This is a genomic window from Enterobacter sp. BNK-16 (assembly GCF_048684955.1).
GTDB lineage: Bacteria > Pseudomonadota > Gammaproteobacteria > Enterobacterales > Enterobacteriaceae > Enterobacter > Enterobacter bugandensis.
In genome coordinates this window covers 2,786,048-2,810,178 of record NZ_JBLQTQ010000001.1, presented here as the reverse complement: position 1 = coordinate 2,810,178, position 24,131 = coordinate 2,786,048, and the positions used below count along the sequence as shown (strand labels likewise).

General features: G+C 56.1%; 24 protein-coding genes, 2 tRNA genes and 1 pseudogene. 18 read left to right on the top strand and 9 right to left on the bottom strand.

Annotated features, from left to right (window positions below; translation table 11 throughout):
* Positions 1 to 99 precede the first annotated feature (99 nt).
* The gene (gene guaD / locus ACMGGH_RS13365; protein ID WP_063943665.1) at positions 100 to 1,416 is read left to right on the top strand and encodes a guanine deaminase; all 1,317 of its coding nucleotides are present in this window, start codon (positions 100 to 102) and stop codon (positions 1,414 to 1,416) included.
* Here the strand turns inward: guaD and uraH are convergent.
* A complete protein-coding gene (uraH, locus tag ACMGGH_RS13360; protein ID WP_193051286.1) occupies positions 1,396 to 1,719 on the bottom strand; it encodes a hydroxyisourate hydrolase in 324 nt (107 codons plus the stop codon). The genes guaD and uraH overlap by 21 nt on opposite strands.
* Positions 1,716 to 2,216: a 2-oxo-4-hydroxy-4-carboxy-5-ureidoimidazoline decarboxylase gene (uraD, locus tag ACMGGH_RS13355; protein WP_248070022.1), complete on the bottom strand. Its 501-nt coding sequence runs from the start codon at positions 2,214 to 2,216 to the stop codon at positions 1,716 to 1,718. The genes uraH and uraD overlap by 4 nt, the downstream gene beginning before the upstream one ends.
* Positions 2,217 to 2,455: 239 nt before the next feature.
* On the opposite strand from uraD, the gene hpxO reads away from it, so the two are divergent.
* From hpxO to ACMGGH_RS13340, 3 genes are read left to right on the top strand one after another with little or no spacing between them, the layout of a single operon-like run.
* Positions 2,456 to 3,610, top strand: coding sequence for an FAD-dependent urate hydroxylase HpxO (gene hpxO / locus ACMGGH_RS13350; protein ID WP_166720871.1), 1,155 nt, complete (start codon positions 2,456 to 2,458; stop codon positions 3,608 to 3,610).
* A 15-nt stretch (positions 3,611 to 3,625) separates the two neighbouring features.
* Positions 3,626 to 4,660 (top strand): molybdenum cofactor-independent xanthine hydroxylase subunit HpxD, encoded by a 1,035-nt coding sequence (gene hpxD / locus ACMGGH_RS13345; RefSeq protein ID WP_059354509.1) that lies wholly within the window; start codon positions 3,626 to 3,628, stop codon positions 4,658 to 4,660.
* Positions 4,661 to 4,671: 11 nt separating this feature from the next.
* Positions 4,672 to 5,607, top strand: coding sequence for a PDR/VanB family oxidoreductase (locus tag ACMGGH_RS13340; protein ID WP_232948061.1), 936 nt, complete (start codon positions 4,672 to 4,674; stop codon positions 5,605 to 5,607).
* A 44-nt stretch (positions 5,608 to 5,651) separates the two neighbouring features.
* Here ACMGGH_RS13340 and ACMGGH_RS13335 read toward each other — a convergent pair.
* Positions 5,652 to 5,739, bottom strand: a tRNA-Ser gene (locus tag ACMGGH_RS13335).
* A 278-nt stretch (positions 5,740 to 6,017) separates the two neighbouring features.
* Between ACMGGH_RS13335 and ACMGGH_RS13330 the strand changes: the two genes are divergently transcribed.
* From ACMGGH_RS13330 to ACMGGH_RS13305, 6 genes are all read left to right on the top strand, one after another.
* Positions 6,018 to 7,154: a D-alanyl-lipoteichoic acid biosynthesis protein DltD gene (locus tag ACMGGH_RS13330; RefSeq protein WP_045630047.1), complete on the top strand. Its 1,137-nt coding sequence runs from the start codon at positions 6,018 to 6,020 to the stop codon at positions 7,152 to 7,154.
* Between the two features lie 128 nt (positions 7,155 to 7,282).
* A complete protein-coding gene (locus ACMGGH_RS13325) occupies positions 7,283 to 8,401 on the top strand; it encodes an MBOAT family O-acyltransferase (RefSeq protein WP_232948378.1) in 1,119 nt (372 codons plus the stop codon).
* On the top strand, positions 8,398 to 9,831 hold the full coding sequence (locus ACMGGH_RS13320) for an AMP-binding protein (RefSeq protein WP_069732523.1): 1,434 nt from the start codon (positions 8,398 to 8,400) through the stop codon (positions 9,829 to 9,831). Before ACMGGH_RS13325 ends, ACMGGH_RS13320 begins: the two co-directional genes overlap by 4 nt.
* A 17-nt stretch (positions 9,832 to 9,848) precedes the next feature.
* Positions 9,849 to 10,067, top strand: a complete 219-nt coding sequence (locus ACMGGH_RS13315) for an acyl carrier protein (RefSeq protein ID WP_028012621.1) — start codon at positions 9,849 to 9,851, stop codon at positions 10,065 to 10,067.
* Between the two features lie 225 nt (positions 10,068 to 10,292).
* The gene (locus ACMGGH_RS13310; RefSeq protein WP_049136538.1) at positions 10,293 to 11,129 is read left to right on the top strand and encodes an alpha/beta fold hydrolase; all 837 of its coding nucleotides are present in this window, start codon (positions 10,293 to 10,295) and stop codon (positions 11,127 to 11,129) included.
* Between the two features lie 169 nt (positions 11,130 to 11,298).
* Positions 11,299 to 11,703: a GNAT family N-acetyltransferase gene (locus tag ACMGGH_RS13305; RefSeq protein ID WP_047368238.1), complete on the top strand. Its 405-nt coding sequence runs from the start codon at positions 11,299 to 11,301 to the stop codon at positions 11,701 to 11,703.
* Positions 11,704 to 11,767: 64 nt separating this feature from the next.
* Here the strand turns inward: ACMGGH_RS13305 and ACMGGH_RS13300 are convergent.
* Positions 11,768 to 11,855, bottom strand: a tRNA-Ser gene (locus ACMGGH_RS13300).
* 144 nt (positions 11,856 to 11,999) lie between these two features.
* On the bottom strand, positions 12,000 to 13,628 hold the full coding sequence (locus ACMGGH_RS13295; RefSeq protein ID WP_048961453.1) for an ABC transporter substrate-binding protein: 1,629 nt from the start codon (positions 13,626 to 13,628) through the stop codon (positions 12,000 to 12,002).
* A gap of 269 nt (positions 13,629 to 13,897) precedes the next feature.
* Between ACMGGH_RS13295 and yccA the strand changes: the two genes are divergently transcribed.
* The gene (yccA, locus tag ACMGGH_RS13290) at positions 13,898 to 14,557 is read left to right on the top strand and encodes an FtsH protease modulator YccA (RefSeq protein ID WP_013097244.1); all 660 of its coding nucleotides are present in this window, start codon (positions 13,898 to 13,900) and stop codon (positions 14,555 to 14,557) included.
* A gap of 55 nt (positions 14,558 to 14,612) precedes the next feature.
* On the opposite strand, the gene ACMGGH_RS13285 is transcribed toward yccA, so the two are convergent.
* Positions 14,613 to 15,089 (bottom strand): hypothetical protein, encoded by a 477-nt coding sequence (locus ACMGGH_RS13285; protein WP_047368236.1) that lies wholly within the window; start codon positions 15,087 to 15,089, stop codon positions 14,613 to 14,615.
* Entirely contained in the window at positions 15,086 to 15,847 is a 762-nt protein-coding gene (locus ACMGGH_RS13280; RefSeq protein WP_063154537.1) for a winged helix-turn-helix domain-containing protein, read from the bottom strand. The genes ACMGGH_RS13285 and ACMGGH_RS13280 overlap by 4 nt, the downstream gene beginning before the upstream one ends.
* Before the next feature lie 331 nt (positions 15,848 to 16,178).
* Here ACMGGH_RS13280 and ACMGGH_RS13275 point away from each other — a divergent pair, with 331 nt between their 5' ends.
* The 6 genes from ACMGGH_RS13275 to tusE all read left to right on the top strand — a co-directional run bounded on the left by ACMGGH_RS13275 (position 16,179) and on the right by tusE (position 22,390).
* Complete coding sequence (locus ACMGGH_RS13275; RefSeq protein ID WP_227015620.1) at positions 16,179 to 16,898, top strand: fimbrial protein; 720 nt, start codon at positions 16,179 to 16,181, stop codon at positions 16,896 to 16,898.
* A gap of 75 nt (positions 16,899 to 16,973) precedes the next feature.
* Positions 16,974 to 17,480, top strand: a complete 507-nt coding sequence (locus ACMGGH_RS13270) for a CS1 type fimbrial major subunit (protein WP_420299124.1) — start codon at positions 16,974 to 16,976, stop codon at positions 17,478 to 17,480.
* Between the two features lie 72 nt (positions 17,481 to 17,552).
* The gene (locus ACMGGH_RS13265) at positions 17,553 to 20,270 is read left to right on the top strand and encodes a TcfC E-set like domain-containing protein (protein WP_045261699.1); all 2,718 of its coding nucleotides are present in this window, start codon (positions 17,553 to 17,555) and stop codon (positions 20,268 to 20,270) included.
* Position 20,271: 1 nt separating this feature from the next.
* Entirely contained in the window at positions 20,272 to 21,429 is a 1,158-nt protein-coding gene (locus tag ACMGGH_RS13260) for a CfaE/CblD family pilus tip adhesin (protein WP_232948060.1), read from the top strand.
* Positions 21,430 to 21,439: 10 nt separating this feature from the next.
* A complete protein-coding gene (locus ACMGGH_RS13255; protein ID WP_100170514.1) occupies positions 21,440 to 21,991 on the top strand; it encodes a LuxR C-terminal-related transcriptional regulator in 552 nt (183 codons plus the stop codon).
* A 69-nt stretch (positions 21,992 to 22,060) separates the two neighbouring features.
* The gene (tusE, locus tag ACMGGH_RS13250; protein ID WP_028012611.1) at positions 22,061 to 22,390 is read left to right on the top strand and encodes a sulfurtransferase TusE; all 330 of its coding nucleotides are present in this window, start codon (positions 22,061 to 22,063) and stop codon (positions 22,388 to 22,390) included.
* On the opposite strand, the gene yccX is transcribed toward tusE, so the two are convergent.
* Both yccX and ACMGGH_RS13240 read right to left on the bottom strand, forming a co-directional pair.
* The gene (gene yccX, locus ACMGGH_RS13245) at positions 22,387 to 22,668 is read right to left on the bottom strand and encodes an acylphosphatase (protein WP_028012610.1); all 282 of its coding nucleotides are present in this window, start codon (positions 22,666 to 22,668) and stop codon (positions 22,387 to 22,389) included. The two genes, tusE and yccX, sit on opposite strands and share 4 nt — an antisense overlap.
* Before the next feature lie 11 nt (positions 22,669 to 22,679).
* Positions 22,680 to 22,911, bottom strand: a pseudogene (locus ACMGGH_RS13240) (helix-turn-helix domain-containing protein); the annotation flags it as partial.
* 22 nt (positions 22,912 to 22,933) lie between these two features.
* Here ACMGGH_RS13240 and rlmI point away from each other — a divergent pair.
* Positions 22,934 to 24,124: a 23S rRNA (cytosine(1962)-C(5))-methyltransferase RlmI gene (gene rlmI, locus ACMGGH_RS13235; RefSeq protein WP_232948058.1), complete on the top strand. Its 1,191-nt coding sequence runs from the start codon at positions 22,934 to 22,936 to the stop codon at positions 24,122 to 24,124.
* Positions 24,125 to 24,131 lie beyond the last annotated feature (7 nt).

Genomic DNA, 24,131 nt, shown 5'->3' with positions numbered 1-24,131 from the left:
CCTCCCTCCGGCCGCAGTTTATCTGCGGCCCGTTCATTCTGGCACCGTTCTTGCTGAGCTTTTTCACCCCGCTACGCAAACACTAAGGCAGGACCCACGATGGAATACCAGACTGCGATACGCGGTGCATTTTTCGATATCGCCCAGGTCTGCGACAGCGCAGACGCGATTGCCCAACACGCCCGCTACCTTGAGGACGGGCTGCTGTTTATCCAGAACGGAAAAATTCTGGCGCACATGGCGTGGCAGGAGGGCGAGCAGTATCTCGACCCCCACAAAGGCTACACGGACCTGCGCGGCAGGCTGCTGCTGCCCGGTTTTGTCGACACCCACGTTCATTATCCACAAACGGAGATGATCGGCGCCTTTGGCGAACAGCTGCTGGAGTGGCTGACCACCTACACCTTCCCGGTGGAGAGCCAGTTTGCCGATGAAGCCTACGCGAAAGAGATCGCCGAATTTTTCATTAACCAACTGGTGAGCAACGGCACCACCACCGCGCTGGTGTTTTGCACGCTGCATCCGCAATCGGTCGAAGCGCTGTTTACCGAAGCCCTGCGCCTGAACATGCGCCTTATCGCCGGAAAGGTGATGATGGACCGGCACGCGCCGGACTACCTGAGCGAAGATGCAAAGCAGAGCTACCGGCAGACGCGGGAGCTGATCCAGCGCTGGCACCACCGGGGGCGGCTGGGGTATGCCATTACGCCGCGCTTTGCCCCAACGTCCTCACCCGAGCTGCTCGCCGCGGTCAGCCTGCTCAGAGAGGAGTTCCCGGATACCTGGCTGCAGACCCATCTCAGCGAAAACCCAAACGAAGTGGCCTGGGTGAACGATCTCTGGCCGGAGCACGAGCGCTATCTGGACGTATATCACCACTACGGCCTGACCGGCGAGCGCAGCGTGTTTGCCCACGCGATCCATCTGCACCACAGCGAGTGGCAGTGCCTGCACGACACCGGTTCGGCGGTGGCGTTTTGCCCCACCTCGAACCTGTTTCTCGGCAGCGGGCTGTTTCGCCTGCCCGCCTGCTGGCAGCACAAGGTGCGGATGGGCATCGGCACCGACGTCGGCGCGGGCACCACCTTCAGTATGCTGCGCACCCTGGGAGAAGCCTACAAGGTCGGACAGCTGCAGAGCTACCGCCTGCGCGCCAGCGAGGCGTTTTATCACGCCACGCTGGGCGGCGCGCACGCCCTCAGGCTGGACGATAAGATTGGCAACTTCGCCCCCGGCAAAGAGGCGGATTTCGTGGTTATCGATCCTGACGTGACGCCGCTGCAGCGCCTGCGCAATCGCCGCTGTCAGGATATCTACGAGCAGCTATTTGTGCTGATGACCCTGGGCGACGAGCGCAACATCAGTGAGACCTGGGTCAACGGCGAGCGGGTGTGGTCAACTGCCCCGGTAGGTTGACCACCCGCCTGGCGCAATCACAAACGGCAGATGGAAGTGCTCGTCTGCCGCTTCTCCCGTCACAAACTCAATTTGCGCGCAGGGGTAGATCGTCTCCCGGCCGGTTGCGCGAAACCACCCGCCGATCTCCGCCACCAGCCGATAGCGGCCTGCTGGCAGGAAAGGGACAAATTCGATGATGCGACCATTAGCGTTGGTCACGCCCGTCGCCATGATTTCGCCCTCCCGTTCAAGGTGAACCGTCACGCCCGCGGCGGGTTTGCCCGTTGAAATATCGAGAATATGGGTGCTGAGCGTGCTCATTCGTGGATAACTCCTTCCAGCCGCAGCAGCGTAATTTCCCGCAGCTGTTCCAGCGCCGCCTGAACTTCCTGCGCGTCGCTGTTCTCCAGCCGCGCATTCAGTATCTGTAAAATGTCCTCGCCGCTCCGGCCCTTCGCGCGGATCAGAAACACCCGGCCAAAGCGGGCCTCGTAGCGGGCGTTACCCTCGCGCAGCGCCTGCGCAAGCGCCGCGTCACGGTCATTCACCGCGCCCTGCTCCTGACGCGACAGCGCCGCCTCCGCCTGTGCACCCGCGGGCTTTTCCCCGATGCGCGGGTGCGCGCTCAGGGCTTGCGCTAACGACGCCTCATCCCAGCGCTGCATCAGCGCCTGCGCCGCGATCGTCAATTCACTCCGGCTCGGGTAAGGCCGTCCACAAACCAGCGCCTCAGCCCAGCCGGGGAGCGCCACGCAGGGGGTGAGCAGCGCGAGAGCCTCTTTCTCAGGAAGATGATTGAAGTCGTGCAGTGCGATCATAGTGTCTCCTTTATTGTCCTCCTCCGGGTTGTTGCACAAACCACGCCACTCTTGTCGCCGATGTGAAACAGTCGATTCTGTATGGCTGGACAGGAAATTATTGATTCATAAAAAGGCATATTCACCGTGTTTGCGCACCTTAGCAGTGCAAACTCACCTCCCACAACGCCGTTTTCGCCACTCTGCAGCCTGGTACGCAAATTGCTGAATGTTTTTACACCCTGCAAAAGGAGAGAAGCATGAAAGCAATCGTCATTGGCGCGGGTATTGGCGGCCTGAGCGCTGCCGTCGCGCTAAAGAAAGCGGGCATCGACTGTACCGTGTTCGAAGCCGTAAAAGAGATCCGGCCCGTCGGGGCGGCCATCTCCATCTGGCCTAACGGCGTGAAGTGTATGCAGCACCTCGGCATGGGCGACATTATCGAAACCTACGGCGGTCCGATGCGTTTTATGGCCTACAAGGATTACCGGCGCGGCGACACCCTGACCCGCTTCAGCCTCGCCCCGCTGGTTGAGCGTACCGGCGGGCGTCCCTGCCCCGTCTCGCGCGCTGAACTCCAGCGCGAAATGCTGGACTTCTGGGGGCGCGACAAGGTGCAGTTTGGCAAGCGCGTGGAACACGTCCACGAAGACGACGCGGGCGTAAGCGTGACCTTTACCGATGGCACCACGGCAACAGGCGATTTTCTGATTGCCGCCGACGGCAGCCACTCGGCGGTTCGTCCGTACGTGCTGGGCTATACCCCGGAGCGCCGCTACGCCGGATACGTGAACTGGAACGGGCTGGTGAAGATTGATGAAGAGATTGCCCCGGCGCACCAGTGGACCACCTTCGTTGGCGAGGGTAAACGCGTGTCGCTGATGCCCGTCTCCAACGGACGCTTCTATTTCTTTTTTGACGTGCCGCTGCCCGCGGGCCTGGCGGAGGATCGCACCACCCTGCGCGCCGATCTCACGGGCTACTTCCGCGGCTGGGCACCGCCGGTACAGAAGCTTATCGCCGCGCTGGATCCCGATACCACCAACCGCATTGAAATCCATGACATCGAGCCGTTCGACAGCCTGGTACGCGGCAACGTCGCGCTGCTCGGCGATGCCGGGCACAGCACCACGCCGGATATCGGCCAGGGCGGCTGCGCGGCCATGGAGGACGCCGTGGTGCTGGGCGAATGCCTGCGTGAAAACCACAACATTACGCTGGCGCTGCGGCAGTACGAAGCCCTGCGCTGCGACCGGGTGCGTGACCTGGTGCTGAAAGCGCGTAAACGCTGCGACGTCACCCACGGGAAAGATATGGCGTTGACGCAGGCCTGGTATCAGGAACTCAAAGAGGAGACCGGGGAACGCATTATCAACGGTCTGTGCGAGACCATTCAGGGCGGCCCGTTAGGCTGAACAAGAGGGACAACGATGAAAAGAGAACCGACACCACCCGCCCACTGCACGTTTGAGCCAGAGGACTGGCTGCGCCTGGCGAAATGCTGGCATCCGGTTGCGCGCGCCTGCGACGTCGGCCCGGCCCCCGTCAAGGCCACCCTGCTGGATGAACAGCTGGTGATTTACCGAATTAACGACCAGGTCGTGGTTGCCCGGGACGTGTGTCCGCACCGCGGCGTGCCGCTGACGCTCGGCTTTCACGACGAGCACGGGATTATCTGCCCCTACCACGGCTTACGCTTTGGTGAAGACGGCCGCTGCAACCGCATTCCGTCCAGCCCCGACCAGCCCGTTCCGGCGAAGCTGAATCTGATTAACTACGCGGTGGAAGAGCGCTTCGGCCTGATCTGGACCTGCCTGGCGTTTGACCCGGACAATCCCGTGCCGCTGCCCACCATGCCGCACTGGAGCGACGACGGATTTCAGCAGATCAACTGCCCGGCGTTTGAGGTGAACGGCTTCGCCGGTCGCCAGGTGGAGGGGTTTCTGGATGTTGCCCACTTTGCGTGGATCCATACCGATACCTTTGCCGATCCCAATAATCAGCTTGTCCCTATCTATCAGCCGCAGGAGACGCCCTTCGGTTTCGTGGCCGATTACTGGAGTTCCGTGAGCAACTATCCCGCCAGTTCACCCGTGCAGGCGCCAGAAGGGTTCCAGTGGCTGCGCCATTTTGAAATGCATCTGCCGTTTACCGCCACCCTGACGATTCATTTTCCGGGTGAATCGAGGCTGGTGATTATGAACGCCGCCTCGCCCGTCTCGTCACGGGTGACCCGCATGTTCGCGCCCATCGCGCGCAACTTTGATCTGCATATTCCGGTGGAGGACGTGCATGCCTTTAACCTGCGCATTTTTGAAGAGGATCGCCTGATGGTCGAAACCCAGCGCCCGGAAAGTCTGCCGCTGGATCTCACTCTGGAAGCCCATATTCCGGCAGATAAGAGTTCGATTGCCTACCGTCGGGGACTGAAGAAGATGGGCTTTGGCGAATTTTTCCTGGTATGACGGAGGCCAATATGCTGAACGTGATCGTTGACGGGCTGTGGCGCGAGGGGGATAAAAGCCTCGCCGTCAGGCTGATGGCCGAAAACGGCGACGCGCTACCGGCGTGGCAACCCGGCGCGCACATTGATGTCCACCTGCCCTGCGGCGTGGTCCGCCAGTACTCTCTGACAGGGGCATGTGGCGACGAGAGCTATCTTATCTGCGTGGGGCGAGAAGCCGCCTCGCGCGGCGGGTCGCGCTACGTTCACGAAATGCTGCGTCCGGGACAGAGGCTTTCAATCTCGACCCCGCGCAATCTGTTTCCGCTGCATCAGGCTGAGCGGGTATTGCTGCTGGCGGCAGGGATTGGCATTACGCCGCTGTATGCGATGGCATTGCAGCTGAAAGCGACCGGAACGCCGTTTACGCTGCACTATTACGTCAGAAACCGGGAAAACGCGGCGTTTGCGCGCGAACTCTCGCAGTGCGGTGACTGCATTATTCATACCACCACCCCACGAACCACGCTGGCGGAGCATTTCCCCGCGCCTGAAGCGGGGCTGCACGCGTGGGTGTGCGGACCTGCGGGGTTTATGGAGAAAGCGCGCGATGTGGCGGCGGCGAAGGGATGGAATGACGCCCATATCCACAGCGAGGCGTTTCAGCCCGCTCCCCCTGTCACAAGCGGCGTCGCAGGTGAGATCTTTACGGTCAAACTTGCTTCTACCGGCGAGCGCTGGCCGGTGCCTGCGGATAAGACCATCGCTCAGGTATTACAGGAAAACGGCGTGGACGTGCCGCTGTCCTGCGAAATGGGGATCTGCGGCGCCTGCCTGACGCCGGTGATTGACGGCGTGGTGGACCACAGGGATAGCGTGCAGTCGGAGGCAGAAAAAAGCGCGGCTGACCAGCAGGTGGCGCTCTGCTGTTCGCGGAGTCACTCCGGGGAGCTGGTAATTGCGCTGTAAAACGAAAAAACCCTGCGATATTGCTATCGCAGGGTTTTCGAATTTGGCGGAAGCGTAGAGATTCGAACTCTAGAACCCTTTCGGGTCGCCGGTTTTCAAGACCGGTGCCTTCAACCGCTCGGCCACGCTTCCAAAGTGAGGCGCACTATAAACATCTATTAGCGCCTTGTAAAGCAGGAATTTTTCTATTTTTGCCTGCAGGCGTTTGACTGCGCAAAAAGTCACCCGGACGCTTTCCTGCCCTCCCCCCTTCCCCCCTTGTACATACCGTTACACAGCAACGCTCATCCTTTTAAATCACCGTGGTATAGAATGCCAAAAAAATAGACGGCCATGTGTTTTGTAATGGTAATAAATCCGGGTAATGCGGGTTTTAACGCATTACTGTCATAGCGCCTTACTGGTTGATGATGAAAATCAAAAATACGTTTTGCTTACATATCCTGATGGCCGTTTTGGCCATTTTAGTCCTGAGTTTTCACCCGCTGGTGACAAGCTTTGATCCGCCGCTTAAATTCCAGCCGCTGATCAAGTCTATGGCAGGGACGACAAAAGAACAGGCGGAAAAAATAGCCACAATTTCCCATGCTTTAGAAGGGAATGCTATTTTCTTCCTTGGTGCGTCTGAGGTCGCCACCTCAGAAGAGGAACATTACGCCGTATTTAATTATTTTAATAAGCAATTGCACCAGCCCGTCGTGGCCTATGGCGATGCGTTTGTCGATGACGAAACGCAATTTTTACTTCTCTCGCGTTTTAAAGATAGCCTTAACGCAAACAGCAAAGTGGTGCTGCTTCTGGCGCCTGACGGCTTTTATTCAAAAGGCCTGCCGCCCGCTATCTATGCGGATAATTTTCCGGGCTCGATTTTTAATCCCCTGATGAAGGATCCGCAGGCGCGCCCGTTCCTGGTTAATTACCTGAAGCATATTGATGCGAAAGAGATAAGCCATTTAACCTTCGGGCAAATGCGTGTGTATGGCTGGCATCCGGCGCTGATGTGGGACGAGCTGAGTTTTCAGTTTGCAAACTTCTGCACCCTGATTAAAAACGACTGGCTGTCGCTGCTCAACATCAGGCCACAGACGGCGCAGCCCTGGCCTCAGCAGCCAACCGCCCGTCTTTCCCCTGACTGGGATAAAGCGCTGGCGAATGCCCGCGAGTTGAATAAAAAGCGCCATCAGAGCGCGGCCACGCTGTGGATGGACAAAACGATTTACGACGAGGACGGTAAGCCGCAGCAGTGGGATGACACGCCGGTGGTGCCGGGGCAGTTCGCCGCGTTCAGGAAAACCGTTCAGCTTTTGAAAGCGCATCACGTGCAGGTGATTGCTATCGTCGACCCGGTTAACCCCTGGGCGCTTTACAATACCGACACCTTCCGCCCGTTCGATAAGCAGATTCAAACCATTCTGAAAGAGAACCAGATCCCGTATTTGGATATGTACGCCATGCCGTATCAGAACGGCTGGAACTGGGATCGTCTGCACCCTACCGAACTGGCCTGGGTGCCAATGCTTCGCTTTATTGCACAGAGTTTTAAATAATGAAAATCGCGATCCGTCTTTTTTGCCTTTATTTACTGCTGGCGATCACCGTCGTTGCATGGACCGCTGTCGATGACAGCATGAGTATGCAGCTGCATTTTGAATATCAAAAATTCTGAGGCGAAATGATGTACAGCTCAGGAATGTTTTTTGTCTGTTTATTTTCATCCGCGCTGGTGTTTGCGATGGTTAATCGTGTTTTACGCCACCGTCTGACCTGGCTAGTTTCCTTATCCGTGGTGACAGCATTAGGCTGGGGTTATATTTTTCAGGGCAATTACAGTGTTCCCGTGGCCGTCTTTTGCTGGTTTTATCTTGTCGCCACGTTAAAAGAAAAAGGCAGATTAAAAACCTGGCAGGCGGTCGTTTTAACGCTGCTGCCTCTGGTTCTGGTGAAATTACATTTTAATTATCACCTCGGCACAATCGGTCTCTCTTTTATGACCTTCCGCGCTGTGGATGTACTGCTGTATCGCAGTAAAAAAGAGGGCCAGAATTTCCTGCACTATTTCTGCTATCTCTTTATGCCCTTTATTATTCTGGCCGGCCCGATGTATCGCTGGCGGACATGGATGAGCGATGTGAATAAGCCGGCATTTGTCCTGAACCGCGAGCAGTTTTTAACGGCGCTGGAGCAAATTATTACCGGCATCATTCAGAAGTTCCTGTTTGCCATGCTGATCGATTCGCTCGTCGTGCAGCCCTGGAGCCATAAGCCGTTTACCCTGACCGTGGGCGTGGTGATGTCGATTGCCTACAGCGCCTATCTGTACTTCGATTTTGCGGGCTACAGCAATATGGCCATCGGCGCGGGTCGGCTGTTTGGACTGAATATTCCGGCAAACTTCAACATGCCGCTTCTTGCGAAGAACCCGCAGGATTTCTGGCGCCGCTTCCACATCAGCCTGTCCGAATGGCTGCGCGACGTGGTCTTTATGCCCGTCTATATGAACCTGATGAAGTTTAACTTTTTCCGCCAGAACAAAACGCTGGCACAAAATATCGGTATTTTTTGCACCCTGTTCTGCATGGGGGCGTGGAATGGCCTGGAACGCCATTACGTCATCAGCGGCGCGCTGTTTGGCGCGATTTCCGTCGCGCACAACATGCTGCTGTGGTCAGCCAAACGCAGCCCAACGTTACACCGCGGATTGCAGTATCTGGCCGTTGCGTTTTTGGGACGAATTCTGACGCTGGGAAGCGCCGCAGGATCCCTTTACATCTTCAGTGGAATGTCACCTCTATGAAAAATCACTCCGATCTTCAGGAACTGCAGGATTTCTTGCGTGCGGCACTGCGCGATCCCGCCTCCCCGCAGCAGCTGGCCATCAGCGGCAGCGACGAAACCTTAAGCTGGCTCCAGCTTTCCTCTGCCGTGACGAACTGGGCAGAGCGTTATCGACGCTGCCAGCCCGCAGACGGTACGCCGATCGTGCTGTACGGCCATCAGCAGGCCGAGTTCGCCGTGGCCATATATAGCTGCCTGCTGCACAACATTCCGTACATCCCGGTGGACTGCATCTACCCTCAGGAGCGGCTTCGCGAGATCTGCAACCTGACCGGCGCCCCTTACTACTACGACGTGGCGACGCGGCAGTTCATCGCCACCGGCGAGGCGGGCAAGGTGCTGGAGGAGCAGGATCTGGCCTATATCATGTTTACCTCAGGCAGCACCGGAAAACCGAAAGGCGTGCAGATTGGACGTGAAAGCGTATGGCACTTCATGAAGTGGGTCAGCCAGGACTTTTCGCTGCCGGAAAAACCGGTGCTGATGAACCACGCGGTGTTCAGCTTTGACCTCTCCCTGATCCCTCTGCTGGCGAACCTGGCGATGGGAGGCCACATCGTGCTGAATGCCAAAGAGGATATCCAGAAAGAGAACTGGCTCGAGCGACTGCAAAGCAACGCGGTCTCCGCCTGGGTTTCCACCCCCTCTTTTGCCTACCAGCAACTGCTTTCTCCGCATTTTAACAGCGAGTATTTGCCTGCACTCAGCGTCTTTATCTTCATTGGTGAAGTGCTCAATAAAGCGCTGGTGAAACAGCTCCGCCGCCGTTTCCCGCAGGCCAAAATCATCAACTCCTATGGCCCAACGGAAGCAACCATTGCGACAACCGTGGTTGAGATCACGGATGAGATCCTTAACAGCGACAGCGCGGTGCTGCCGGTGGGCGTGATGATGCCGGACAGCAGAATGGAAATTTCCGCCGAGGGCGAGCTGATTATCTGGGGCAAAAACGTCATGCGCGGCTACCTCGGCCTGCCGCAGGAGAACGCGGCTAAACTGCTGCGTCGGGAAAATGATGCGTTCCGCGGCTACCGGACCGGCGATCTGGGTTATGAAGACGGGCTCATCTACTGCCAGGGCCGCAACGACAGCCAGGTCAAGCTGAATGGCTACCGCATCGAGATCGGCGAGATTGAAAACCGCCTGCTGGCCATGTCCGGCATCAGCGAAGCGGTGGTGATGCCGCTGATGAAACCCTGCGGCAGCGTGCTGCGCATCGCCGCGTTCTGCGTGACGGAGCTGGCACCGGAGGCGATCAAAACCTCGCTGGCAAACGTGGTGCCTCACTACATGGTGCCTTCACAAATTATCGTAAAAGACGCTTTGCCGCTGAATCCTAACGGCAAAATTGACCGCAAACTACTGGACGCTTACGCCCGCACACATTAATTATCCCAGGAAAAATGATGGAACACGATATTCTCGCCCTTTTTGAAAAAGTGTTATCCCGCAAGGTTGGCTTTCACGATGAGCTGATTGAATCCGACATTCTCGACTCCATTCTGGCAGTCGACATGGTGCTGGAGGTGCAGGACGTTTACGGCTGTATGATCCCGCCTACCGACGTGGCGACGGTGCTGAAAACCCCGGCCGATCTCGCCCGTTATATTGAAGAGAACCGTTAACGCCCCCTCCTCTGATGGCTCTGGGACTCACTCCAGAGTCCATCATTCGCTTTCCCCTTCTGGATACCATTCACACGAATGAAACCCACCGGTTTTACTATTTCTCCTACACTTTAGGGGTACTGTCGGTACGGGAAATAAAACAAGCCAACATCATGAAGACAATAATGGTTCGCTCTGCGCTCAGCCAGCGATCGTTGCGTCTTTAACAGAGGAGTCTGCGGTATGGCATTCGTAACAACGAAAGACGGCGTCAATATTTACTACAAAGACTGGGGTCCGAAAGAGGCTCAGCCCATTGTTTTCCATCACGGCTGGCCATTGAGTGCCGATGACTGGGATAACCAGATGCTCTTCTTCCTTGCGGAAGGCTATCGCGTTATCGCAATCGACCGCCGTGGTCACGGGCGTTCGGACCAGGTCAGCGAAGGGCACGATATGGATCATTATGCGGCTGACGCGTCGGCCGTGGTTGAAAGCCTGGATCTGCACAATGCGGTGCATGTCGGCCACTCTACCGGCGGTGGCCAGGTGGCCCGCTATGTTGCGAAGTACGGCCAGCCGCAGGGGCGCGTTGCCAAAGCGGTGCTCGTGAGCGCCGTTCCACCGTTGATGGTGAAAACAGAAAACAACCCTGGCGGGACACCTGTAGAGGTTTTCGACGGCTTTCGTAAAGCGCTGGCCACGAATCGCGCCCAGTTTTACCTCGACGTCGCCAGCGGTCCTTTTTATGGGTTTAACCGGGCGGGGGCCGAGGTTTCACAGGGCACCATTCAGAACTGGTGGCGTCAGGGCATGATCGGCAGCGCCAGGGCCCACTATGAGGGAATTAAGGCGTTTTCAGAAACCGATCAGACAGAGGATTTGAAAACCATTACGGTTCCCGTTCTGGTGATGCAGGGGGATGACGATCAGGTCGTGCCTTATAAGAATGCTGCCCTGCTGCAGGATAAGTTGCTGGCGAACAGCGTACTGAAAATTTATCCGGGCTTCCCGCACGGGATGCATACCACCCACGCGGATACCATTAACGCGGATATTCTGGCCTTTATCCGTTCATAAACCTCGCCTTTCTTGCCGGGTGGCGCTACGCTTACCCGGCCTACATTCTGCAATAATATTAATACGTTGCACGTTTCATTGTAAGCCTGTGCCAGCGAAACGCCGCCGGGCGCTAACGCTGTTTAGCCCGAGGGGATTACACACCGAGAGATACTGACTGGAGCTTTTTATGCATGAAAACTATACCGTAGTTGAAACCGTCCCCTCCGCAGAAGCGTTTTGCCGCCTTCGCGAAATCTCGGGTCTTAGCCCTCGTCCGCTGGAGGCAGCACGCAAAGCGCTGCCTGGCAGTTGTTATGGCATGCATATTTTGTGTGAGGGAAAACCCGTGGGTATGGGGCGAATCGTGGGAGACGGTGCGTTGAATTTTGATATTGTCGACGTCGCCGTTGACCCTCTTCATCAGGGAAAGGGGCTCGGTAGACTCATCATGGAAACGCTTGTGGCATGGCTGGATAACAATGCCTGTAGAGGGGCCTACGTTTGTTTAATGGCGGATGTCCCCGAGCTGTATTCTAAATTTGGCTTCACTCTCGTTCGCCCGGCAAGCGAAGGAATGGCCAGAATCTGGTAAAAGGCAACTCTGAGATAAGACGAAAGAAAAACCCCAGCTTAACGAGTAAGCTGGGGTTTATATCTGGCGGAAGCGCAGAGATTCGAACTCTGGAACCCTTTCGGGTCGCCGGTTTTCAAGACCGGTGCCTTCAACCGCTCGGCCACACTTCCTGAGTGAGGCGAACTATAAACACCTCACCGCATGCTGTAAAGAGTGGCTGCAATCGTTCGCTTTAAAATTAGCCAAAATGTGCTTAATCGGTTGAACTGACAACACATCGGCGATTTTATCAGCATAAAATCCAGCCCTCTCGCTTAGTGCTTTTTGATGTACATATCTTTTGTGAAATAGTACCCCAGCTTATCCGGCGTAAAGCCACCCACCCACGGTTTCACCAGGTGCGTACGGACGTAGTGATAAACCGGAATGGCAGGCACATCACGGCCCAACAGGTCTTCCGCCTGCTGGTAGAACTTACCCCGCTCTGCCGGCGTTTTGGCCTTTGCGGCGTTGATCAAGGCTTGATCGTAGTCCGGGTTGCTGTACTGACTGGTGTTTTCACTGTCGCCGGTACGGAAGTTGTTCAGGAAGGTCGCCGCGTCGTCGTAGTCGGCAATCCAGGCGTAGCGCACCGCGTCAAAGTTGTGGGTGTGCATGGTATCCAGCATAGTTTTCCACTCCTGATTTTGCAGCTTCGCGTCTACGCCGAGGTTTTTCTTCCACATAGAGCTGGCCGCAATCGCGATGCGCTGGTGCGATTCAGAGGTGTTATAGAGCAGGTTGAAGCTCAGAGGATGGCTTGCGTTATACCCGGCCTCGTTGAGCAGTTTTTTCGCCTCAGCAATACGCTTGTCCAGCGGCCAGCTGGCGTAATCCGGATTCTGCAGCTTGACCCCGCCGATGTCCGGCTGGCTAATCAGCCACGCCGGGCGCTGCCCCTGCCCCATCACCTTCTCAGCGATGATGTCTTTATCCAGCGCCATGTTCAGCGCCTTGCGCACGCGGGCATCGTTGAACGGCGGACGGGTGGTGTTGAATTCGTAGTAATAGGTCGCCAGCTGCGGGGAGACGTCCAGCTGGCTGCCCAGCGTTTTCTTCAGCTGAGCAAACTGGTTAATGGGTACCGTATACACAATATCAATTTCGCCCGCTTTATAGCGGTTCACATCCGAGGCCTCGGAGGTGATCGGCAGATAGGTGACTTTGTTAATAACGGTATGCGCGTTATCCCAGTAGCGCGGGTTACGCTCCGCCACAATGCGTTCGTTGACCACCCACTGGGACAGCTTATACGCTCCGCTGCTGACGAAATGCTCCGGTTTGGTCCACTTTTCACCGAAGCGGCCAATCAGCACTTTATCCACCGGCACCAGCGACGGGTGCGCCAGCATCGCCAGGAACGCCGCGTTGGGCTGGGTGAGCGTCACTTCCAGCGTGGTATCGTTAATTGCTTTTACGCCCAGCGTGTCGGGGGATTTTTTCCCCTGAGCGATATCGGCCGCGTTGACGATATGCATGTTGCCGGGATAGCTGGCGTACGGTGAAACGGTTTTTGGATCAACCAGGCGCTGCCAGCTCCAGACCACATCCTCTGCGGTAATGGCCGTCCCGTCGCTCCAGGTAATGCCCGGACGTAAGTGGAACGTCCAGACGGTGTTGTCCTTGTTCTCCCATTTTTCAGCCAGCCGGGGTTGAATTTCCCCTGACGGGGAGACGCTCACCAGCCCTTCGAATAAATCGCTGATAATATTGAATTCGACATCGCTTTCGACTTTATGCGGGTCGAGCGAGGCCGGTTCGCTGCCATTGTTTCTGACCAGTTCCTGTTTTTCGGCCAGCGCTGTTCCTGCTGGCACGTTAGCCGCCCAGGTCGCCGTGCTGGCGCACAGGATCCCGGCGGTGAGTAAAGAGAGCGTAAAGCGCGTGCGTGTTTGTGGTTTCATTTCCTTCGCCTTATTGTCTGTTTTATGACGATCCGGAGATAACTCTTAGCGCCCGAAAGGCAATAACGCAATATTTTTCAGTAACCTATAAGAGGTTGATCTGGTAAATACTTTTAAACCGCCGTTCATACTGGTTACACATGCTTTTGCAGAAGAAATGACCACCTTCAGCGCTAACGTGCTGAGTAAAGATGGGTAAAACCACTTTGAGACTGGCGCGCCGTTTCCTATTCTTTCCGTTAATTACATCTGTCATAAGAGAGTGACTCATGGATCGTATAATTACTTCCTCACGCGACCGCACATCGCTACTCAGCACCCACAAGGTGCTGCGCAATACCTATTTCATGCTCAGCCTGACGCTGGCGTTTTCAGCGATCACCGCTACCGCCAGTACCGTGCTGATGCTACCGTCTCCGGGCCTGATCCTGACGCTGGTGGGGATGTACGGTCTGATGTTCCTGACCTACAAAACCGCTGATAAACCGGTCGGTATTCTTTCCGCGTTCGCCTTCACCGGCTTCCTGGGGTATATCCTGGGGCCGATCCTGAACGCGTACCTGTCTGCCGGTATGGGTGACGTGATTGGCATGGCGCTGGGCGGTACCGCGCTGGTGTTCTTCTGCTGCTCGGCCTACGTGCTGACCACGCGCAAGGATATGTCCTTCCTCGGCGGTATGCTGATGGCGGGTATCGTAGTGGTGCTGATTGGTATGGTGGCAAACATCTTCCTGCAGCTGCCTGCCCTGCACCTGGCGATTAGCGCGGTGTTTATCCTGCTGTCATCCGGCGCGATCCTGTATGAAACCAGCAACATCATTCACGGCGGTGAGACCAACTACATCCGCGCGACCGTGAGCCTCTATGTGTCGCTGTACAACATCTTCGTCAGCCTGCTGAGCATCCTGGGCTTCGCCAGCCGCGATTAAGCAGACCTGCTGAAACAAAAAGGAGAATGCCTCAGGCATTCTCCTTTTTTATGCCCTAGTCACCGCGGCAAATATAGGTGGGATAGAGCCGGTCCTGTATGAGCCACACGGCGGGCGCAAGCTCAGAGATCGTCAGGTAATAGCGGGCTGTCGGCCTCGCAAAGCCTCCCCACTTTTCGTCCGGGGTATTGTCATTATGCCGACGCCAGGTTTTGGTGTAGCTCAACACGATAACGTTATCATCATCCCGTCGCGACCAGGTAAAATCCACATCCCTGTCAACGATCATGCCCCGGCCTTCAGCCATAGCTGCACCTTTGTACGTTGTTAAGCCGGTGCCGTCCCGATGAAAATAGAACTGGGCCACGGTATTGACCCGGACCTCATTCGCTTTTCCCTCGTTACGCGTAAAGTTAAATTCCGTACTGCAGGCCAGCGCATCACGCTTATATATGCCCCCGGAATAAATAAAGAGCGCCAGCGCGCCGCCAGCAAGCGCCCCACCCGCAGCAAACAGAAGTCTCATTTTCATTTTTCTGCCCCGCTTTTATAGCGAATGGTTTTGCACAGGCTGGTTTTATTGACCGGGCATGCACCAATGAACACTTCATCCGCAACTGCAAGGTTAAAGCGGGCGCTGAAATAGTAGATATTGTACGCTTCGCGCGCGCACGCCACATTATTCGCCTCCAGCAGCCCCGCCAGTTTCGAGAGCACCAGCGGCCGGCCATGATCGTTAATAAGCCAGATGCTACAGCCCGCTATTTTCTGCGCGACGGGCTTTGGCGTCATCGGTATAGCGATCTTCTGCTGCTGGTTAAACAGCAAGCCTAACCCCAGTGCTGATGCTAACAATACCGCCGCCGCGGCGCCCCATTTAAGGGAAATACGCTGACGTTTTGCCTCTGACGGCACGACGGAAGAGTTCGGCTGTGCTTCAGCGGGTTGAACAATTTGCGCAGGCTGGCAAATCACATCGGCAACAAAACGGAATCCATACCGGGGTATCGTCACAATGAAATTATGATGTTCCCCAAGAGACTGGAAGCCTTTGCGTAATTCACTGACCGCTTTGTTGAGGTTATTTCCAGACGGCGTAAAGCCATATTCCTCCCAGACGCGCGTAATTAATTCCTCCCGACTCAGATCGTGCCCTTTATGACGAATAAACTCCTGTAAAAGGCGAACGGCTGGCGCCGAGAGCGTTAATACAGACTCCGGTTGACCAACAAGACTAATTGCATGTGCTTCAGGATCAAATAACAACGAATTATTGCATATAAAAAACATATTTCACTCTCAGCTATTACCGCAGGCTTTTTTATCCCTGTGACATCGGCAAGAAAATCGCTTCCTGAGCTGGTTCTTTTTTCATCAACAGGAATTTTCTTCCCATCCTGGGTAGCGGCATTTTCTTTTAACTATACAACTTTAAGCCCAGCAAATCAGGATAAATCACTGTATATCAGCGGTTAACTAATACAAATTTTCACAACCTGCTGTTCTGGTTAAAGTTTCCCTGCCCTGAAGCGATACGAAAGCAGACGGTGTCCTGGTGTTAAAAACCGCACAAGAACTCAGAGCAGGCAGGCTGAATGTGAAACAGAAACAAAAAGTGAATATGACAACCGCGTTTTATGTCGCCGCGCTGTCGCTGTCATTTTTCTCAGAAATGACAATGGCCAATATGAGCGTCTATCCAATGGAACTTAACGTGGATAGCGCCGGCGCAGCGCAAATAAAAGTGGCATCGAAAACGGATGATATTCAGTTCATTCGGGTGAGGCAAAAGAAAATTCTTAACCCCGGAACGGCCCAGGAAAAAGAGATTGACGTTGCTTCGTGGAAAGAAGGCGGCGTCGTGGTGACGCCCGATAAATTTGCCCTGGCTGCAGGCGCAATGCGCGTGGTGCGCCTTGTTTCACTGACGCCGCCGGAAAAAGAGACCACCTGGCGAGTCTATTTTGAAGGGGTGAAACAGCCGGACAGCATTATTCCCGGCCAGCCCGAAAGCACGGCAGCGACGGCAAAGCTTGGGGTCAATGTTATCTGGGGGGCGCTGGTACATCTGGCCCCTGCCACGGAGCGCGTTTCGCTGCATATCGATCCCGCACGGGGGACCGTCACCAACGCCGGCACCCTGCGCGTGCCGCTCAGGGAGATCGGTATTTGTCAGTCAGACGACGTCTGTAAATGGATTAAAGAAGACGCCACGATTTATCCGGATACCGAGCGGAAATTAAAAACGCTTAATCAGGTAAACGGTAAGAAATACAAATTCCGCTACTTCAACTGGATGAAAAAAACCGCTGAAGAAGCTGACTTACCCGTCGTGCAATAACACGACGTCACTGTAAAAACCCTTGTGGTTTGTTTAAAGAGCCAGGGTGCTCATTTGTAAAATATGGAGATATCAATGCGTAAATTTATTAAACCTCTGATGATCGTTGCCGCGATGACCACATCTGCCAGCGCGCTGGCGATCCAGAAAGATATTACCGTCAACGCCAGCGTTGATTCACAGCTGGATATGACCCAGGCCGATAACACGCCGCTGCCAGCCAGCATCGACATGCAGTATCTGCCGGGTCGGGGCCTGGAAAGCTACCGCCTGAACACCAAGGTGTGGTCCAACTCTGCTACCAGTAACGTCAAAGTACGCCTCGTTAGCGCAGCTAAGCTCACCAACACGGATGGGGAGCAGATTGTACCGATGACGGTTCTTCTGGGTGATAAAACTCTGTCCACCACCGATGCCGAATTTACCGGAACCGAACTGTTCCCGGGCAGCATTGAAAACGGTTCTGCGGTTCTGCCTCTGACCATTTCCCAGACCACCAAAGGCATTCTGAAAACCGGCCAGTACAGCGGCGTTGTAAGCCTGATGCTGACTCAGGCGACCACCACGGAAGGCGGTGCGTAACACCATAGCACCTAAGGAATAACGTCAGAGGGCGCCCGCCCTCTGACGTCAGGATGATGTCGAGGCTCGTTCATGGCGTTTCACAGAAATACTCTCCTTTTTGTTGCTTTATTACCCGCATCTGTCCACCTCGCCTGCGCTGAGATGGCCGTCCCGGCCGGATTCGAGGACCTGGCGAAAACGCAGCGCATGTGGACAGAGGTGAGCTTATACGGCGAGTCGCTTGGCCTTTTCGAAACCGATATCAATCTTGAAACGGTCAGTTTTGTCGCGCCTGAAACCGTGGTCGCGGCCATCAAACGTCAGTTTAACGACGATCCTGCCCTTATCGGCTCCGTTTCCGCAGCGTTGGCCGTTCCGCTTGCCCGTAACGGCAACCTGGCCTGCAGCAGCAACGGCTCCGCGACGGGGTGTGATTATCTCGAAACCCGCCGTGCGGCCATCATCTATGACGAAAACAATGCTCGCATAAACCTGTTTTTTGATAAGCGCTTTTTGCCAAAGCCCTCGGAGGAAAACCAGTGGTATCAGCCCACCCAGGACAGCGAAAACGCGTTGATTCATCAGCAAAATATCAATTTCGTTGCCGACAGGGATTATCAGTCTGCCACCGTTCAGGGCAACGGGGCGCTGGCGCTGACCCAGGACGGCTATCTTAACCTCGACTGGACATGGCTGGGACAACGCTCGCGTCATCAGCAGCAGCAGGAAATGACCGTTAACAATGCCTGGTTCCGCCAGGATTTATGGCGTGAATATTATCTACAGATAGGCGAGATGGATACCCGCGACCTGTTCAGCAACGCCGGGGGGAATATTAACCTCAGCCAGCTGCCGCTGGGCAAAATTCGTGGCCTGCGCACGGGTTCGACCCGGGCATGGATCAACCCGGTTCAGCAATCGAAGGGCACGCCCATTACGGTGCTGCTTTCGCACGATGCGCGTATCGACGCGCGCCGCGGCAAGGAGCTGCTGGCCAGCTTTTACCTCAATGCCGGGGCACAAACTCTGGATACCCGCGCGTTTCCGGATGGAAGCTATACCGTGACGCTGTCAGTTTACGAAAACAACCGACTGACGCGTACCGAGCAGGTTCCGTTTACCCGTACGGGCATTACGCCATTCGACCGCGTCGAGTGGTTTATGCAGGCAGGGGAAACGGCTAATAACGATCGCAATGATGAACGCAGCCCGGTCGCACAGGCGGGTATACGCCTGCCCGTCACCCCGACGCTGGCGCTGACCAGCGGCGCAACCGTCATGAAAAGGCAGCACTTCCTGGAAAATGCTCTCGACTGGAGCCGCGGCTTTAACGCGGGCCCGATCGACGGGGTATTAAGCACACGCTTTAGCTACCTCTACGGCAGCAAGGGCCAACGCGGCAATATTCAGCAAATCAGCTATAACGACGGGTTTTCGCTGAGCTTCTACCGCAACGCGTTATCCGCAGAAAATTGTGATACCCGCAGCGCAGGTTTTGACGCCGTCAACGGCTGTTATCGTAGCCTCTCGATCATGTTCTCCGTGCCTGTCGGCTCGTGGTACGCCAACCTGGGGTATTCGGATAACCGCAACGAAGGGCGCTACGTTACGCGCCGGGAACTGCCTGACCATGACGATCGTCACGATGCCGGCCTGCCGTGGGAGCCAGTGTATATGACCCGCTCCCGCACGCAGGCCTGGCAGGGCGGGCTGAGTAATACCTTTAGCGCGCGCGGTCTGAACATCAACAGCAGCATTAACCTGTTTATGCGCAACGACCACTCTCGCGACGGGAAAGACAAAGGCGGCTATCTGAGCGTTAGCCTCTCACTGGCGCATAAGCGTCAGGGCGATGCGTCAGGCTATACCTCGCTTGGTGCAACCTGGCAGCACCAGCAGCATCAGAAAAACCAGCTGAGCTACAACGTGGCGCACAACTGGTATGCCGACGCGCGCGGCGAGAATGAATACGGGCTGAGCGCGTCGGGGATTAACAGCGATTCGCTCAATGCCTCGGCGTATACGCGCCAGGGTGGACGTTTTGGTAACGCCAGCCTGACGGTGAGCGACGCATGGGACCGCCAGGATGGGCGCCATACGTTAAGCAGCAGCGGCAACTACAGCTCCACCCTCGCCCTGTCGCGCTCAGGGCTGTGGCTTGGCCGCTGGGGCGATGGACGCCCGGCTTCTGCCGTTGCGGTAAACGTGGCTACGCCTGAGGATTCCCGGGATTCACGCGTCGCCGTCTCGCTGGATAACGGCGGCACCGCGGATATCCCGGCCAACAGCCGTGCCCTTTTTGCGGTGCCGGGTTATCAGCCAACAACGCTGACGGTTAATGAGTCGCTGAACGTCTCATCAGGCGCAAGCAGTGAAATCACGCAGGGTTCCGGGAGCCGGACGCTCTTTATGGTGCCGGGCAAAATGCTTCGCCGGGACGTGCAAACCACCACCCGCTACACCTGGCTCGGCCAGCTCACTGACGAACATCATTCGCCGTTCGTGGGCGGCGTACCGCTGAACGTGAACGGCTGGAACGATCTCGGCAATGGCGGTTTCAGCGCCCAGAGCGACGCCCTGCTGCGCAACCTTTATCTGGTGCGTCAGCAGCAGTTTTATCAGTGTGAACTGAGCGTGAAAAGCATGCGCGACGTGGTGCGTTACGTTGGGTCGATCCCGTGTCGGGAACTCACTTTCTCCGCCCTGCCGGATTCGGTCCAGCACCAGGCGCAACTGATGCTCGCCGGGCGGAACGTGCCTACGGGGCCAACGGCCATGAATGCAGAGCACCTCACCAAAGGGAAATGATGTGAACAACTACCTCTTTGTTTTACTTTTTTTGACGCTGTGGAGCTGTCAGACGCTGGCGGGCGTCCCTGCCGGAAGAAATTCCAGCGTAGGGATTAGCTACGATCGCGCGGCGCCGCCTGCGCGTTTTGATATCTGGGTCCATGAACCGAGCGGTTACGACACTATCGACCCGCAAAAGTGGGGACGCAACACCCTGACCTGCGAGTCCCGCACCGACCCGACGAACGGAGCGTGTATGACAGCGCCGGTCTGGTTTAGCGCGAACCCGGCCGCCCCCTACGCCATTACGCTGCGTTTTACCCACACGTCGACAAATAAAACAGCAGATGTGAAGGTCTATGGGGAAAAACATATGTTTATCAACAACAAAGTTTTCACCTTTGCCAGCTTTGTCAGCGGCGGTACCGCCGATCTCTCGGCCTGGAACCGGGAACCCTATTTTGATTTTTACATCGTTAAAGGCGAACTGGATAAGCTCGCCCAGCCGGGCATCTGGACCGCAACGCTGAAGCAGAACCTGCGCGAATGGGGAAGCGCCGACTGCGGGGGCAACTTTAACGATGTCAACGTCGGGTGTCCGGGCTACCTCACCATAGCCCGCTGGCAGGCGACGATACGCATTGAGGTGGTCGATCCGGGTAACCAGCAGATTTATCTGCCGGCGTTCCCCCACTCAACCCCGCTGGTTAACCTCAATCTGACCAATTTTCCGGGGCGGCCCGGCGGCAGCGAAATCCAGGGCGAGAGCGCGCTGGATATGTGCCTGTATGACGGTAAAAACAGCGCCAGCACGCGTGTCTATCTGCGCTTTGAGGATGACGGTTTAGCGGCCACGGGCCGTACTGAGGGAGCGTTTTCCGTCAGACGACGCGGTGGAAGCCAGACCGAAGCACGGGATCGGCTCGATTATCAGGTTACGGTGATCAACCCGGTAACGGGCGCAGCAGAAACCGCGGCGAATGGCAAAACGCTGATCTGGCAGGGCACTAATGACCCGCAATATCTGCGTCAGGTTGTGCTGCCGGGTGGACGGGAGAGCGTACTTTGTGTCCCCGCCCCCATCATTCTGAAAACGCCCGCGTTTGCTGCCAGCAGCAAAAATGCCGGGGATTACACCGGCACCCTACGCGTTATCTATACGCCCAGTACCTTATAAAGAGGCCATTGTGAGTTACGCCATCCTCGACAACAATCGTTTTTATGCCGAAGGGTTGCGCTACGCCCTTCTGCGCCGTAACGCTCAGACGCAGGTTGAGAGCGGTACGGTAAAGTGGTGCCGTTCGCTGCTGGCCTGCGACACCCTCGTTGTTCGCTGCCGCTTTTCCGTCGCGGGGACGCATCTGGCGCTGGTCGACATTCTTCTGGAGCTGGAAGCCAGGCGCTGGGAAGGAACGGTGTATCTGGTATGCAATGAAAAAGGCTGGGCACTGGCTACCCATCTGCGAAAGCGGTTTGCCACGCTGACCTTATATATCATTGATGACCGGATTGCCGTTGCGGATGCGGCGTATCTGCTTGCCAGAGAGCCCCGCCGGGTGCGCACCCTGAATTGTTGTCTGACAGGCATGGAGTTCAACGTGCTCGACAGGCTAGTGAACGGACAATCGGTACGGCATGTCGCGCATATGACGCAGATGAGCGAAAAACAGGTATCGACGTATAAATGCAACGCGCTAAAAAAGCTTAATGCCAACAATCTGCTCCAGCTTCTTCTGTAGGTCGAGGTTTCTCACGCCGCCCCTTATTTGCTAGACTAGGGGCGTTTTTTACTTTATCGACAGAGCACTATGTTCATTTTTGCAGGCCAGGAAATTGAGACCGATAGCGAAGGCTATCTGAAAGACACCACGCTATGGAGCGAGCCGCTGGCGGAGAAAATCGCCGAAAACGAAGGTATCGCCCTCTCCCCCGAACACTGGGAGGTGGTCCGTTTTGTGCGCGAGTTTTATCTCGAATTCAACACCTCTCCGGCGATCCGCATGCTGGTTAAAGCGATGGCCAACAAATTTGGCGAAGAAAAAGGCAACAGCCGCTATCTGTATCGCCTGTTCCCGAAGGGCCCGGCAAAACAGGCCACCAAAATTGCCGGCCTGCCTAAACCGGTGAAGTGTATTTAATACCGAATACCGAAGTTCACATATTCCCTGCCGGGTTGATGCGGTTCCGTTAAGACCTTATCAACCCGGGCGCTGCGCGGCCCGCCCGCTTTCAGCCACGCCATCAGTTTTTCAACCTGCTCCGCGTCGCCGCAGGCGACCACCTCAACGCTGCCGTCGTCCATATTTCGCGCGTATCCCGTTAGCCCAAGCGTCATCGCTTCGCGCTGGGTGCTGTAGCGGAACCCGACGCCCTGAACAACGCCGTGGACCCAGGCAATGGTGCAGACTTTTGACATTTTTCTTCTCCTTAACGTAGCGTTTTCGGTAAACAGCCATAGTGCTGCCGGAAACGGGCAGTGAAACGAGAGCTGGAAAGATACCCACATTGTAATGCGATTTCACCGATCGGTAAGCGAGTCGAGTGTAACTGTGACAGCGCCACGGCCATTCTCACCTCCTCCACGATCTGCCGAAACGCTCAACGACATCCGCAGATGATTGCGTCTGGCTGAATGTGCTACTCTACGCGCCATTTCCCTGAAATCGACAGAACAGCAAATTATGAGTGTACGTTTAGTGTTAGCCAAAGGGCGCGAGAAGTCATTACTGCGCCGTCATCCCTGGGTCTTTTCCGGCGCGGTTGCCCGTATGGAAGGCAAAGCCAGCCTCGGTGAAACCATTGATATTGTTGACCATCAGGGGAAATGGTTAGCGCGAGGCGCTTACTCGCCAGCGTCTCAGATCCGCGCACGCGTCTGGACCTTCGATAAAGACGAAACCATCGACATTGACTTCTTCGTCCGCCGCCTGCAGCAGGCGCAGCAGTGGCGCGAGTGGCTGGCAAAGCGCGACGGGCTGGACAGCTATCGCCTCATTGCCGGTGAGTCCGACGGCCTGCCGGGCGTGACCATCGATCGCTTTGGCAACTTCCTGGTGCTGCAGCTCCTCAGCGCAGGGGCGGAATACCAGCGTGCCGCGCTGATTAGCGCCCTGCAAACCCTGTTCCCGGAATGCGCTATTTACGACCGCAGCGACGTGGCGGTGCGCAAAAAAGAGGGCATGGAGCTGACTCAGGGCCCGGTCACGGGTGAGCTGCCGCCTGCCCTGCTGCCAATTGAAGAGCACGGTATGAAGCTGCTGGTGGATATTCAGGGCGGGCACAAAACGGGTTACTACCTTGACCAGCGCGACAGCCGCATGGCTACGCGTCAGTACGTTGCCGACAAACGCGTGCTGAACTGCTTCTCCTACACCGGCGGTTTTGCCGTTTCGGCGCTGATGGGCGGTTGTGCCCAGGTGGTCAGCGTGGATACCTCGCAGGAAGCGCTGGACGTGGCAAAACAGAACGTCGAGCTGAACAAACTGGACTTGAGCAAAGCCGAATTTATACGCGACGACGTCTTCAAGCTGCTGCGTAAATATCGCGATCAGGGCGAGAAGTTCGACGTCATCGTGATGGATCCGCCAAAGTTTGTGGAAAACAAAAGCCAGCTGATGGGCGCCTGCCGTGGGTATAAGGATATCAACATGCTGGCCATCCAGCTGCTGAACCCGGGCGGGGTGCTGCTCACCTTCTCCTGCTCCGGGCTGATGACCACCGATTTATTCCAAAAAATCATCGCCGATGCCGCAATAGATGCTGGTCGTGATGTACAATTTATAGAGCAGTTCCGTCAGGCAGCCGATCACCCCGTGATTGCTACCTACCCGGAAGGACTGTATCTGAAAGGGTTTGCCTGTCGCGTCATGTAACTTGAAA

What these genes read in the sequence shown, in the direction of transcription:
- guaD (WP_063943665.1), top strand. Translation starts at nt 100, where the DNA reads ATGGAATACCAGACTGCGATACGCGGTGCATTTTTCGATATCGCCCAG.
- uraH (WP_193051286.1), bottom strand. Translation starts at nt 1,719, where the DNA reads ATGAGCACGCTCAGCACCCATATTCTCGATATTTCAACGGGCAAACCC.
- uraD (WP_248070022.1), bottom strand. Translation starts at nt 2,216, where the DNA reads ATGATCGCACTGCACGACTTCAATCATCTTCCTGAGAAAGAGGCTCTC.
- hpxO (WP_166720871.1), top strand. Translation starts at nt 2,456, where the DNA reads ATGAAAGCAATCGTCATTGGCGCGGGTATTGGCGGCCTGAGCGCTGCC.
- hpxD (WP_059354509.1), top strand. Translation starts at nt 3,626, where the DNA reads ATGAAAAGAGAACCGACACCACCCGCCCACTGCACGTTTGAGCCAGAG.
- ACMGGH_RS13340 (WP_232948061.1), top strand. Translation starts at nt 4,672, where the DNA reads ATGCTGAACGTGATCGTTGACGGGCTGTGGCGCGAGGGGGATAAAAGC.
- ACMGGH_RS13330 (WP_045630047.1), top strand. Translation starts at nt 6,018, where the DNA reads ATGAAAATCAAAAATACGTTTTGCTTACATATCCTGATGGCCGTTTTG.
- ACMGGH_RS13325 (WP_232948378.1), top strand. Translation starts at nt 7,283, where the DNA reads ATGTACAGCTCAGGAATGTTTTTTGTCTGTTTATTTTCATCCGCGCTG.
- ACMGGH_RS13320 (WP_069732523.1), top strand. Translation starts at nt 8,398, where the DNA reads ATGAAAAATCACTCCGATCTTCAGGAACTGCAGGATTTCTTGCGTGCG.
- ACMGGH_RS13315 (WP_028012621.1), top strand. Translation starts at nt 9,849, where the DNA reads ATGGAACACGATATTCTCGCCCTTTTTGAAAAAGTGTTATCCCGCAAG.
- ACMGGH_RS13310 (WP_049136538.1), top strand. Translation starts at nt 10,293, where the DNA reads ATGGCATTCGTAACAACGAAAGACGGCGTCAATATTTACTACAAAGAC.
- ACMGGH_RS13305 (WP_047368238.1), top strand. Translation starts at nt 11,299, where the DNA reads ATGCATGAAAACTATACCGTAGTTGAAACCGTCCCCTCCGCAGAAGCG.
- ACMGGH_RS13295 (WP_048961453.1), bottom strand. Translation starts at nt 13,628, where the DNA reads ATGAAACCACAAACACGCACGCGCTTTACGCTCTCTTTACTCACCGCC.
- yccA (WP_013097244.1), top strand. Translation starts at nt 13,898, where the DNA reads ATGGATCGTATAATTACTTCCTCACGCGACCGCACATCGCTACTCAGC.
- ACMGGH_RS13285 (WP_047368236.1), bottom strand. Translation starts at nt 15,089, where the DNA reads ATGAAAATGAGACTTCTGTTTGCTGCGGGTGGGGCGCTTGCTGGCGGC.
- ACMGGH_RS13280 (WP_063154537.1), bottom strand. Translation starts at nt 15,847, where the DNA reads ATGTTTTTTATATGCAATAATTCGTTGTTATTTGATCCTGAAGCACAT.
- ACMGGH_RS13275 (WP_227015620.1), top strand. Translation starts at nt 16,179, where the DNA reads ATGACAACCGCGTTTTATGTCGCCGCGCTGTCGCTGTCATTTTTCTCA.
- ACMGGH_RS13270 (WP_420299124.1), top strand. Translation starts at nt 16,974, where the DNA reads ATGCGTAAATTTATTAAACCTCTGATGATCGTTGCCGCGATGACCACA.
- ACMGGH_RS13265 (WP_045261699.1), top strand. Translation starts at nt 17,553, where the DNA reads ATGGCGTTTCACAGAAATACTCTCCTTTTTGTTGCTTTATTACCCGCA.
- tusE (WP_028012611.1), top strand. Translation starts at nt 22,061, where the DNA reads ATGTTCATTTTTGCAGGCCAGGAAATTGAGACCGATAGCGAAGGCTAT.
- yccX (WP_028012610.1), bottom strand. Translation starts at nt 22,668, where the DNA reads ATGTCAAAAGTCTGCACCATTGCCTGGGTCCACGGCGTTGTTCAGGGC.
- rlmI (WP_232948058.1), top strand. Translation starts at nt 22,934, where the DNA reads ATGAGTGTACGTTTAGTGTTAGCCAAAGGGCGCGAGAAGTCATTACTG.